Origin of the sequence: Burkholderia sp. AU28863, from assembly GCF_002223195.1 — a bacterium.
GTDB lineage: Bacteria > Pseudomonadota > Gammaproteobacteria > Burkholderiales > Burkholderiaceae > Burkholderia > Burkholderia sola.
The window spans coordinates 54,217-66,738 of record NZ_NKFE01000007.1; the positions used below are offsets into that span (position 1 = coordinate 54,217).

Here is a 12,522-nt window from a genome sequence, read left to right on the forward strand (position 1 = left end):
CAGGATGACCCGAAACGTCGACACCATTTACCCGCTCACGCCTCTGCAGCGAGGCATGCTTCACCATTCGCGACTCGATCCAGCCTCCGGCATCTACGTCGAGCAATTTTCCTGCGTGTTGCATGGCCCGCTGGATCTCGAGCGATTCCGCGGCGCGTGGGAAGCGGTCGTGCATCGCCACGACACACTCAAGACGCTGTTCATTCGCCTGCACGAAGAGAATCCGCTGCAGGTCGTTCGGCATACGGTCGGATTGCCGTTCGAGGTGATCGACTGGCGCGATCAAGCGGCCGACGAGCAAGCCGATCGATTCGAACATCTGCTGGCGAGCGACCGTGCACGCGGCTTCGATTTCAGCGTCGCGCCGTTGATGCGCGTCACGCTGATCCAGCTCGGTCACGAGCGCCACCGGTTCCTGTGGACCTATCACCACGCGATCCTCGACGGGTGGTCGATGCCGTTGCTGCTCGGCGAGGTTTTTCAGCGTTATTCCCGCCCGGATGCGCCGCTTCCCGCAATCGCGCGGGACTATCGCGACTACGTTGCGTGGCTGCGCACACGCGATGGCGACAGTTCGCTCGACTATTGGCGCGATCTGTTGCGCGGCTATCGCAGGCCGGCAGGATTCGCGCCGTCGGTATGTCCTTCGCCGGCGAACGATGCCGCAGGCGGCGCCGACACGCGCCGCACGTTGTCGGTTCGAGCCGAGACGATGCCGGCCGGATGGATGGAAACGGCCAGCCGCGCATGCCGCGTCGCCCGGGTGACGCTCAATACGCTGTGCCAGGGTGCATGGGCGGTGCTGCTTGCGCGCTACGGCGGTTGCACCGACGTCGTCGGCGGCATCGTCGTATCGGGACGTGCGGCAGAAGTGGACGGCATCGAACGCATGGCCGGCCTGTTCATCAACACGCTGCCGTGGCGCGCGACGCTCGACGGCGAGGTCGATACGGCCGACTGGTTGCGGCGCTTGCAAGCCGATACGCAGAGGCTGGAACAGCATGCGCACAGCGCACTCACGGACGTATTGAAATGCAGTGAAGTGCCGCGCCAGCAATCGCTGTTCGATACGCTTTACGTATTCGAGAACTATCCGGGCCGGGATGCGTTCGACCGGCTCGCGGCGAGTTGCGGGTGGCGGATCGACGACCCGCGCGCCGTCGAGGAAACGAGTTATGCGTTGGCGCTGGTCGTATTGCCGACGGATACCTTGACGTTTCAGTTGACCTACGACACGGCCCGATTCGACAAGGCATTCATTGAACGCATGGCGTCGCAATACCGCAGACTCCTCGAAGTGCTGGTCGACGCGATCCCGCGAAAAGTATGCGATCTCGTGCTCGACGCGCGATCGTCGACGGGTGCCGGCGGTGCGCCCGACGCATCCGCACACGCATCGATGGGCGACGCGACGTTGTCGGCAGATATCGCCGCGCATGCCGCTCGCACGCCGGATCGAATCGCCTTTTCCCGACTGGACGGGCGCGAATCGCCGGGTGGCGCGCACGGCGTCACCTATGGAACGATTGCCGATCGCGTGCAGCGTGCCGTTCACCAATGGCGGCGTTTCGGTTATCGGCCGGGCGAGCGCGTGCTGATTGCATGCGATGACCCCGTCTCCGGGCTGGTGTTGCTGCTGTCCGGGCTGACGTACGGCGTCGATTGCGTGATGACCGACCCGAATCTGCCGTCGTCCGCATTCGATGCGCTCGTCGATGGCAGTTGGTCGCCGGAACCGCTGCGAAGTTGCGTGACGACCGCGCAGCATACGCCGTTGACGGGCGTCATGTGCTACGTATTCGACGAGCAGGATCCGATGTACGGGCAAATCGACGGCGCGCTCGACGATCGTTCGGATCCGGCGCTGGGCGCCTGTTCGTTGCTGCGGCGCGATGTGGACGGCGATTGGCATGTCGTGCGCTATACGCATGCTCAGCTTGTCGAAGCCGCGCGCGCGTTCGGAGCGACGTTACCGGCCGGTGCATCGCGCGATGTTGCGCTGGGCGACGGGCCGCTGTCGCATACGGCGTTGTGGACGGTATTGGGTGCACTGGGTGCCGGGCTGTCGCTGCACCAGATCGCGTGCGCCGGCGATCCTGCGTTTCTGCGGCGAGCGGCGTCGCCGGATGCGCACTGGCACGGTATCGTCCTGAGTCCGGAAGCGACGCGTCATATCATCCGCGCCTCCTCGATGCTGTCGGCCGGTGCGCTTCGCACCGACTGGGTCATGGCCGATGCACGCTCGTTGACGCGTGAGGATGCCGCGAGACTCGCCGAGCTTGCACCCGGCGCGAAACGCTTCCGGCAATTGTGCTGGCCTGCGTGGTCGCTCCCGCATGCGGTTTCGTCGGCCGATGGATTCGATCGCGTCGAATCGGGCGTGGTATCGGCAAATGAATCCGTGTTCGTCGCCGACGCCCATCTGAACCCGGCGGGTGGGGACGCGCTCGGTACGCTCGTCGTGTCGGGGCACTCGGTGCCCGATCTGATGTTGCGCAACGGCAAGCCGGACCGGGACAGCCTGACCGTCACGCGCAACGGTACGTGGTTGCGCACGACACTGGACGCGTGGCGGACGGAGCATGGCTGTCATACGTGGCTGCCGGACCGAAGCGCGTGTTCCGACGAGACGGCGGCGGACTGGCTCGATTTCGAGGCCGACGTTGCACGGCAGGCGGGTGTCGATGAGGTCGCGCTCGTGGAGCGGATCGCCGAAAGCGGACAATGGGACTATGCGCTGTTCCATCAGGACGCGACGGCCGACGCCGCGGACATCGTGCGCCGACTGGCCGGGCAGCGCGGCATGCCGGCACTGTCCGCCGGCGCAATCGTCGCGCTCGCCGCCCTGCCGCGTTCCGCGAAAGGAAGGATCGACCGCGTCCGGCTGCTTTCCGGTGACGTCGAGGTTCGCCAGCATGGTCGCCATGCGGCGCCTCGCGATCTGGTGGAAACGGCGATCCACGACATCTGGAGCGTGTTGCTCAAGCAGCCACGCATCGGCATTCACGACAATTACTTCGATCTCGGCGGGGATTCGCTGCAAGCCACCGTGATGCTGTATCAGGTCGGCGAGCGGCTTCAGCACCCGATCGACATGGAAACGCTGCTGGCCGCGCCGACGATTGCCGGCCTGGCCGCCAGTGTCGCGAATGGCAATGTGCGTCGCGATACGCCGGCCGTCGATTTGCCGGGGGAAGCGCGGCTCGACCCGACGATCGAGACACATCGACCGTATGCGTGGCGCCCCTACCGCACGGTATTGCTCACGGGCGCGACCGGATTCCTTGGCGTGCACCTGCTTCATACGCTGCTCGCGACGACCGATGCACGCGTGATGTGCGTGGTCCGTGCCGACGATCCGGCTGCAGGCGTACGACGCATCGAGGCCGCGATGCAGTCGCACGGCTTATGGGATGTACAGCACCGAGATCGGATCGTTGCCGTGCCGGGCGATCTTGCCGAACCGAACCTCGGCTTGTCGGCGGCTGCATTCGACGCGCTCGCACGTGAAATCGATGCGATCTACCACAACGGCGCGCTGGTCAACTTCGTTTATCCGTACGCGACGCTGAAGCAGGTCAACGTGCTGGCGACCCAGGACATCGTCAGACTGGCGAGCCTGCATCGCGTGACGCCGATTCACTACGTGTCCACGGTCGGCACGCTCGACCGTTATTCGGATGCGTTGCCGGAAACGCTCGCGGTGCCGTTCCACGAACACCTGACGAGCGGCTATGAACAGAGCAAATGGGTCGCCGAGCAGTTGCTCGCGCAGGCGCACGCGCGCGGCGTTCCCGTCACGGTCTATCGTCCGGCGCGGATCGTCGGGCATGCGGTGAGCGGGCGGATGAACCTGGACGATCTGTTCTGTCGGTTGATCAAGGGCATCATCCTGTTTGGAAAGGCGCCGCGCGACGTCGGGTTCGACAACATCCTGCCCGTCGACGTCGTGAGCCGGATCATCGTACGCGCGTCGCTCGACCCGACTGCCGCGGGGCAGGGCGTGCATGTGATCAACCCGCGCTGGAACTCGCTGGACGCGCTGGTCGATTTCATCGAAGACGAAGGCTTCGCGATCGAACGGATGAGCTACGACGCGTGGCTCGCGGCATTGGCGGAGCATGTTCGGCAGGACCCGGCGCATCCGCTTTCGATGCTGATTCCGGTGCTCAAAAAATTGAATCCCGTTGCGGATCCGACGGTCGGGCGCATTCTTCCGATCGACGTCACCCAACTGAAGCGGCTCGCGGGCGACGTGCTCGCATCGAGTCTGCGTCCAGCCAACGACTGGTTGCGCACGTTCTTCGACTACTTCTACGAAGACGGTTTCCTCGAGCAGCCGCATGAAAGGCTGGTCACCGCATGAGCGGCAGTTCGCCGGTGCGACCGGGCGCAAGACGATGATCTGAAGTCGGCGCCGCCGGGGCGCGACGACCGACCTCGTCGAATGGTCGATGCCGGGAAGGCGGGCCGCCGCCGTCCCGGTTCCCGCTTCGCCCGAAAGCAATGCGTTGCCGTCTTCCAAGTCGAGCGGGTCGAGCCGGCATCGAAACGGTATCTGCCGACCGTGTTCGCGGATCGTGAGCGGTTGTGAAGTGACGGGCTTCGACGGTGCGCGTGCGCAGGGTCGCCCGGCGGCCACGCGTCCATCGGTGAAAAAAATACCTCCAGCAAACATCACCGAAACGCCACGCTCGATCAATCCCGGATCGACGGGCGACCCCTGCCCAATGCACCTGCGCCATGCTTAAATAGCAGGGCCCCCGACCGCCGGCCACCGCGATGGCAGCGCCGGCCGGCACGGGCCGGCAGGTCCGATCGATACCCGTGACGACAGACGATACAAAAGTGCCGTTCCGGCCTGCCCGGCGCGGTCCGATAACATTCCGAGGCATCACGTCATGACCATCCGCGCGATCGGACGATCGCGCGGCCATCATTTCGAGTGCTGCCCATTCTTCAGCGGCGCGGTATCGCTGTCGCTCGCTCGTGCTGCGGCACAATGTCGGTTCGCGTCGGTATCGCGTGCTTCCCCGCCATCCGGACCGACGGAGAATGCCATGTCGTTACCCGCTTTCAGGTACCATCCCGACCCGCTTGCAGCGGGCAGCATGATCCGGTCCGGCGCGTGTCGCACGTGCGGCGGCAAGCCCGGCGGCCACCGGCGACGCATGACGGCCCGGCCCGTGCGAGCGGCGTCGCGCCTTCGCCATGAAACAGAGGAACCTTCGTGAAGTTCATCCACGCGGCAGACATTCACCTTGACAGCCCGTTGCACGGCCTGAGCGCGTATCCCGACGCGCCGGCCGCGCAGTTGCGCAACGCGTCGCGCGAGGCGTTGCGGCAACTCGTGGATCGTGCGATCGAAGAGGAAGTCGCGTTCCTCGTGATCGCGGGCGACCTGTACGACGGCGGCTGGAAGGATCACAACACCGGCATCTTCTTCGGCCAGCAGATGGGGCGCCTGCGCAAGGCCGGCATTCGCGCGTTCGTCCTCGGCGGCAACCACGATGCCGAAAGCGAGATGACGAAGAAGCTGACGCTGCCCGACAACGTCACCGTGTTCGGCCACCGCAAGCCGGAAACCTTCAGGCTGCCGGAATTCGACGTCGCGCTGCACGGGCAGAGCTTCAAGGACAAGGCCGTCGTCGACAATCTCGCGATCGGCTATCCGGACCCGGTGCCCGGGTACTACAACATCGGCGTGCTGCACACGGCGCTCGAAGGGTATGCGGCGCACGCGAACTATGCACCGTGCACGCTGGCCGAACTGCATGCGAAAGGCTACGACTACTGGGCGCTCGGCCACGTGCACGAATTCCAGCAATGGACGGGCCCGTCCACCGTCGTGTTTCCCGGCAACCTGCAGGGGCGTCATATCCGCGAGACCGGCCGGCGCGGCGCGGTGCTCGTGACGGTCGAGCAAGGCAACACGCAGGTCGAACGGCTGTATCTCGACGTGCTGCGTTGGGAAGCCGTGTCGGTCGATGCGTCCGATTGCCTGTCGGTGGCCGATCTGTCGCGAAAGATCGGCCAGTCGCTGGAGGCGCTGTTGACCGTGGACGGCCACGTGCCGCGCGCGGTGCGCGTCACCGTCAACGGGCGCACGCCCGCGCACGGCCTCTTTTTCGGCCGCGCGCCGCAGTTGCGTGCGGAGGTGCTGAACCAGATCGGCATCATCGGCAACGAGCGGCTGTGGCTCGAGAAGGTCCGGCTCGCGACGTCCGCGGCCGACCGGCAGCCGGGCGAAAGCGAACCGCTCGAAGCGCTGGAGGACCTGAAGCAGATCCTGGCCGATGCCGCGCACGATCCGGATTTCCTCGCGCTGCTCGAACGCGACCTGAAGCCGTTCGTCGGCAAGGTCCGCAGCGACGTGAAGGAGGACGTGCCGTTGCTGACGATGGCGCGCGCGGGCGAGCTGACGGCGCTGGTCGAGCAGGTCGGGCCCGCGTTGCTCGCGCGCCTGGCGAGGGGGGAGTAAGCGATGCGCATCAGCCAGCTCGATCTGATCAAGTACGGCAAGTTCACCGACGAGACGCTGCGTTTCCCGCCGGCCGGCGAGGATTTCCATGTGATCGTCGGGCCGAACGAGGCCGGCAAGTCGACGATCCGCACGGCCGTGTCCGAGTTGCTGTTCGGGATGAAGCTGCAGACGCCGCTCGACTTCCTGCACAGCACGCCCGAATTGCGGATCGGCGGCGTGCTGGAGAGCGGCACGGGCGAACTCGCATTCCACCGTGCGCGCGGGCGCAGTCCGTTGCGCACGCCTGCCGACGACAAGCTGCCCGACGACTATCTGGCGGCGGTCCTGGATGGCGCGACGCGCGAATTCTTCGAGCAGATGTTCGGGCTCGATCACGGGCGGCTGGTCGATGGCGGCCGCAGCATTCTCGACGCATCGGACAAACTCGGTCAGGTGCTGTTCGAATCGGCTGCTGGAGTCGGCAGCCTCGGGCCGGTGCGCGAGGAGCTCGACGCGCGCGCGCTCGAATTGTGGGCGCCGCGTCGCAGCGGCAGCGCGTTTGCGCTGGCCGAGGCGGCGTTCAACGAAGCCGTGGCCGAACTGAAGACGGTCCAGGTGCGCACGCGCGACTGGGTCGATCGCAAGGACGCGCGCGAAGCGGTCGAGCAGCAGATCGAGCAGGCGCGCGCGGAACAGCGCCGACTCGAAGCGCTGCGCTCGAAGCTCGAACGCGTGCGGCGGCTCGCGCCGTACCTGAAGGAACTGGCGGTCAAGGACGCGGCGCTGACGGAATTGGGCGCGGTCGTCGAGTTGCCGCCGACCGCGTATGCGGATCTGCTGAAGGCGCAGGGCGATCTCGCGGCCGAGCAGAAGGTGCTCGAGGAACGGCGCGCCGACTTGCTCGCGAAGCGGCAGGCACGCGATGCGATTGTCGCGGACGCCGACACGCTGGCGCTCGAAGCCGATATCGAGGCGCTCGATCGGCTGCGCGGCGCGTGCATGAATCACGCGCAGGATCTGCTGCTGCTCGGCGCGGACGTCGAGCGGCACCTGTCCGCCGCGTCGTCGACGGCCGCGCAGCTCGGCTGGCCAACGGACGAGGCGTCGCTGCGCGCCGCGTTGCCGACGGCGCTGTCGCTGAAGACGGTCGCGAACCTGCTGCGCGAGCACGGTGCGCTGCACCAGGCGCTCGCCGGCGCGCGCGAATCGCTCGACGAACGCACGCGCGAACTGGCGCAGGTCCGCGAACAACAGGCGCGCCTGTCGACCGTCGACGTGCCGGAAGCGTTGCGCGCGGCGCTGGCCGATGCGCAGGGTTTTCGCAACAGCGGCCCGCGCGAGCAAGCCCTCGCGCACGACATCGCGGCTGCCGAACGCACGCTGTCCGGCGCGCTCGACGCACTCGGCCAATGGCGCATGCCGGTCGATGCGCTGCGTGCGCTCGACGTGCCGTCGGCGGCGCGGCTCGCCGCGCTGCTCAAGGAAGACAGCGAACGCGCGAGCGCGGCCGCTGCCGCGCGCGACGCGCGGGACGGCGCGCTCGAAGAGCTCGAACGGCTTGAGTTGCAGGAAAAGCATTTCGCGGAGAACCACAAGGTCGTCACGACCGCCGACGTGCTGGCGGCGCGCGCGCGTCGCGACGGCGCATGGGGCGATGTCCGCAGCGGTGCCGTGGATCTCGCGACGGGCGCGCCGGCGGTCGACGACGCGATTCGTCTCGCCGACGAGCTCGTCGATGCGCAGCTCGGCGCGACCCAGGCCGCGGCGACGCTGCAGTCGCTGCGTCAGCAGGTCGAATCCGCGCGCGCGGGCGTGGCGCGCCGGCAGGCCGCGCTGGGCGAACGCGAGCGCGAACTCGCCGCGCATCGCGACGCCTGGGCCGCGCTCGCGACGGCGGCCGCGGTGCCCGGCATGCCGCTCGCGGCGATGAGCGACTGGCTGGCGAAGCGCGACGCGGTGTTCGCCGCGCAGGCCGATCTCGATCGCCAGCGCCGCGAATTCGACACGATGCGTGCTGTCCGCGCCGGCGCGGAAACCGCGCTGCGTTCGGCGCTGCTGACGGTATCGCGGGGCGGCGAGTCTGACGGGCTGGCCACGCTCGTCGCCGTCGCCGAGACGTTCGTCCAGTCGGCCGAGAAAGCGGCCGCGCAGAAGGACAGCCTCGACGATCGCGCGCGGGAAGCCGAACGCGGATGCGCGACCGCGCGATCGCGGGTCGACCACGCGCAAGCCGCTTACGACGCGTGGCAAGCGCAATGGCGCGACGCGCTGGCCGACGCGAAACTGTCCGCGAGCGCGACGACGCTGGCCGCGGCGGAAGGGGCGCTCGGGCTCGCGAACACGGTGACGGCCGAACTGGCCGATGCCGACGCGCCGCGCAACCGGATCGCCGCGATCCGCGCGGAGCTGAGCGCGCTCGAGGCCGGCGCGCGGCGGCTTGCCGAAGCGCTCGCGCCGGAATGGCTGGCGAGCGGCGACTGGCCGGACGTGGCGCGCCGGCTGACGATGCGCCTTGCGGCCGCCAGGGAAGTCGCGCGGGCGATCGATCGTGCCGACGAGGCCGTGCGGCAGGCCGACGCCAAGGTCGCGGACGCGGCCGCCGCGGTGGCGGGCGCCGATGCGCGCATCCAGCCGCTGCTGCAACTGGCCGGCGTCGCGTCGATCGACGCGGCGCTGCCGTTGGCCGAGCGCTCGGATCGGCAGCGCCAGCTTCGGCAGGCGGTCGATGCCGCGCACGAAGCGCTGGTGCGCGACGGCGACGGGCTGTCCCGGTCCGCCGTCGAGGCCGAGGTGGCGGAACAGGACATTGCCGACGTGCCCGCGCATCTCGAAGCGGTGAAGCAGTCGCTCGGCGATGTGGGCAAGCGGCTGAACGAGCTGGCGCAGCAGCAGGTCGTGGCCGACCAGGCGTTCGGCGCGATCGACGGCCAGGCGAACGCGGCCGTCGCCGAGTCGAAACGGCAGGAGGCGCTGGCGGCGATGGGCGACGCGGCCGAACAGTATCTGGAGGCAGCCACGGCGAGCCGCTTGCTGAAGTGGGCGACGGACCGCTACCGCGACCAGAAGCAGGGGCCGATGCTCCGGCGGGCGGGCGAGATTTTCGCCGGGCTTACGCTGGGCGAATTCGCGAAGCTGACCGTCGATACCGAGCGGACGCCGCCCGCGCTGTATGCGAGGCGCACGAGGGGCACGTCGGTCGAGGTCGCCGGGCTGAGCGAAGGGACGCGCGATCAGCTGTTCCTCGCGCTGCGGATCGCGGCGCTGGAGTTGCAGCTCGGCAGCCGCACCGCACTGCCGTTCGTCGCCGACGACCTGTTCATCAATTTCGACGACGCGCGCGCGAAGGCGGGGCTTGATGCGCTGCGCGATCTGTCGACGCGCACCCAGGTGCTGTTCCTGACGCACCACGACCACCTGCTGCCGCTCGTGAGGGACGTATTCGGCGCGCGGGTCAACGTGGTCGAGTTGCAGCGCGCGCCGGCCGGCGCGTGATGCGGAGTACGCCGGCGTGCGGGAAGGGTCATCGCGTACAGGTAGTATGAGCAGTTCCGAAACGCATGCGGCCGGGTCAACGGTCGCGGGTCTGGCCACACGAGGGGGGAATATGAAGAAGCTGGTAGCCGCGATTGCGTTCGCGGCGGACAAGCATCGCAATCAGCGGCGCAAGGACGAAGAAGCGTCGCCGTACATCAATCATCCGATCGCGCTCGCCGACGTGCTGGCCAACGAGGCCGGCGTCGAGGACGAACGCGTGATCGTCGCGGCGGTGTTGCACGACACGGTCGAGGATACGGAGACGACCGAGCAGGAGTTGCTGCGGTTGTTCGGCAAGGACGTGGCGGACATCGTGATGGAAGTCACCGACGACAGGTCGTTGCCTAAGGAGGAGCGCAAGCGTCTGCAGGTCGAGCACGCGGCCACCATCAGCCGGCGCGCGAAGCTCGTGAAGCTGGCCGACAAGATCTGCAACCTGCGCGACATCGCCCGGCACCCGCCCGCGGACTGGCCACTCGAACGCAAGCAGGCGTACTTCGACTGGGCGAAGTCGGTCGTCGATCCGATGCGCGGCGTCCATCCCGGTCTCGAGGCGATTTTCGACACCGCGTACGCCGCGCGGCCGGCGGGCTGACGCACGCGCATGCGATCGGCCCGATCCGCCGCGCGGCAAGCGGCTGCCGTGGCGGGTATCGACGTCGGCGGCGACCGGAAGTTGTGCGATCTCGTGATCCTGTGTGGATCGACGGTCGTCTGCCGGGAGGAGCGGATCGCACCCGAGTCGCTGCCCGCTTTGTGTCTCGCTCATGACGTTGTCGCCGTCGGCGTCGACGCGCCGAGCCTGTGGTGGACGGGGAGCGGCCGCCGCGCGGCCGAACAGGCGCTCGCGCGTGAACGGATCTCGTGCTTTCCGACGCCGTCGCGGGAGCAGGCCGTCGCGAGCACGTCGGGCTTCTTCGACTGGATGTTCATGGGCGAGCGCGTCTACCGCGCGCTCGCCCACGCCTATCCGTTGCTGACCGACGCGTGCTACGCGGGCGGACGCGTGAGCTTCGAAACCTATCCGTATGCGATTACTTGCGCGATGCTGGGCAAGGCCGTGGCGTCGGCGAAGCAGAAGCGCAACCAGCGCCGGCACTTGCTGGAGCGGCTGGGCATCGACGTATCGACGCTGCGCTCCGTCGATGCGCGCGACGCGACGCTGTGTGCGTTGACCGCGCAATACGTGATCGACGGGAACGCGCACGCGTACGGCGATGCGGCGGGCGGATACATCCGTGTGCCGATGATGAGCGAGACGATCGTGCTCGATTCGCCGTAGGAGGGGCGTGCCGCTCCGCGCGGGATGGCGATCGCAGGGCGTTTGGTGGGGGGCGGCAGGCCCGGCGACGAAGAGGTCAGCGAGCGACTGTCGGCGGGCGTGGCGCGATGCTTCTGCACCGCGCGATCCCGGGTAGGCCTGTTCAATCCTCGAGGATGGATTTCGGCACGCTGGACAGGTCGCAGGCTTGCGCGTGGTCGAAGTAGCTGTCCGCATCGTCGATCATCACGACCGCGACGTCGATCAGCTCGTCCAGCCGTTGGAGCAGCGATTCGCGCCACTCGATGTCTTCGTCGCGTTCGGACGCCTTGTCCAACTGCTCGATGATCGAGTCGGCCGTCTGCAGGAACGGAATGGCCTGCTGATAGTTTTCGATCGAGACCAGCGCCGCATTGCGTGCGCCGACGAGCCGCTCGCGATGCGTGTCCGCCAGTTCGGATTCGCCGCTGATGCGCGGCAACATGTCCGAGATGCGTTGCAGAAGCGGCGGCACCCGTTCTTCCAGCAGGATCGCGCGCTCGCGCAGTGCCGCATATTCGTCGCGAAGGTCGCTGTCGCCGGATTGAGTCGTGCTGTCCATCATCAATATGAGTGCGTGGTTCGGTCGCGGCATGATACTCGACCGCGCCAGCTTCTATGCCCGTTCCGCGTTCCGTTCTCTTATATAGAAGGAAAGAGACGCCTTCGTCATATCTTTGGAGGACGGCGCGCGTTGCGTTTCACGGCCCGTCGAGCTAGAAGCCTCCGTGCGCGTCAGCGCACGGAGGCTTTTTCAAACTTTCTTCACAAAGAGCTTGCGCGGATGGGGGTAGGTGCTTAGAATCACGCCTCTTTCGCGCTAACGGAAACGCGGCGCGGGAGGAAGGGAAGCGGTGCTGTCGGGGTTCGGGATGTAGCGAGCCGTGGCGGCGCAGGAAGATGGCCCGGCAGTCGCAACGAAGTCGTTCAGAATGTTGTTGACGAACTGCGAAACACGGTTCATAATCTCGCTTCTCTGCTGCTGAAAACGCAGCGCTGCCGGGAAACGCGAAGTTCCTCGCAGAATGCTCTTTAAAAATTAACAGCCGATAAGTGTGGGCGCTTGATGGTAGCGAGCTGATCCTCGGATCAGAAAAGCGAAAGTATCAAGAGTCTCACACTAAAGTAAGTCAGGTTTATGAAGTGATTCATATTCCTGTCAGCTTTGAGTGAGCGACCGGTTCGAAAGAACCGAAAACAGTAACAGGTTTGAACTGAAGAGTTT

6 protein-coding genes are annotated in these 12,522 nt (G+C 66.9%); 5 read left to right on the forward strand and 1 reads right to left on the reverse strand.

Translation table 11 applies throughout. The features are described 5' to 3' along the window. Positions 1-4 precede the first annotated feature (4 nt). The 5 genes from CFB81_RS29865 (at position 5) to CFB81_RS29885 (ending at position 11,279) form a co-directional block, all read left to right on the forward strand. Positions 5-4,366, forward strand: coding sequence for a thioester reductase domain-containing protein (locus tag CFB81_RS29865; protein WP_089437566.1), 4,362 nt, complete (start codon positions 5-7; stop codon positions 4,364-4,366). 864 nt (positions 4,367-5,230) lie between these two features. Continuing rightward, a complete protein-coding gene (locus CFB81_RS29870) occupies positions 5,231-6,481 on the forward strand; it encodes a DNA repair exonuclease (protein ID WP_089437567.1) in 1,251 nt (416 codons plus the stop codon). A 3-nt stretch (positions 6,482-6,484) separates the two neighbouring features. After that, positions 6,485-9,955 carry a YhaN family protein gene (locus tag CFB81_RS29875; protein WP_089437568.1) on the forward strand — a complete coding sequence of 1,157 codons (3,471 nt, stop codon included), beginning with the start codon at positions 6,485-6,487 and terminating at the stop codon, positions 9,953-9,955. A 112-nt stretch (positions 9,956-10,067) separates the two neighbouring features. Then, on the forward strand, positions 10,068-10,592 hold the full coding sequence (locus CFB81_RS29880) for an HD domain-containing protein (RefSeq protein ID WP_069616893.1): 525 nt from the start codon (positions 10,068-10,070) through the stop codon (positions 10,590-10,592). Positions 10,593-10,601: 9 nt separating this feature from the next. Beyond that, on the forward strand, positions 10,602-11,279 hold the full coding sequence (locus CFB81_RS29885; RefSeq protein WP_089437569.1) for a DUF429 domain-containing protein: 678 nt from the start codon (positions 10,602-10,604) through the stop codon (positions 11,277-11,279). A gap of 142 nt (positions 11,280-11,421) precedes the next feature. Here the strand turns inward: CFB81_RS29885 and CFB81_RS29890 are convergent, their stop codons facing one another. Then, positions 11,422-11,892 (reverse strand): ATPase, encoded by a 471-nt coding sequence (locus tag CFB81_RS29890; protein WP_089437570.1) that lies wholly within the window; start codon positions 11,890-11,892, stop codon positions 11,422-11,424. Positions 11,893-12,522 lie beyond the last annotated feature (630 nt).

Bases quoted from the DNA above. Each gene is read 5' to 3' on its own strand.
- CFB81_RS29865 (WP_089437566.1), top strand. From the start codon at position 5: ATGACCCGAAACGTCGACACCATTTACCCGCTCACGCCTCTGCAGCGA.
- CFB81_RS29875 (WP_089437568.1), top strand. From the start codon at position 6,485: ATGCGCATCAGCCAGCTCGATCTGATCAAGTACGGCAAGTTCACCGAC.
- CFB81_RS29880 (WP_069616893.1), top strand. From the start codon at position 10,068: ATGAAGAAGCTGGTAGCCGCGATTGCGTTCGCGGCGGACAAGCATCGC.
- CFB81_RS29885 (WP_089437569.1), top strand. From the start codon at position 10,602: ATGCGATCGGCCCGATCCGCCGCGCGGCAAGCGGCTGCCGTGGCGGGT.
- CFB81_RS29890 (WP_089437570.1), bottom strand. From the start codon at position 11,892: ATGCCGCGACCGAACCACGCACTCATATTGATGATGGACAGCACGACT.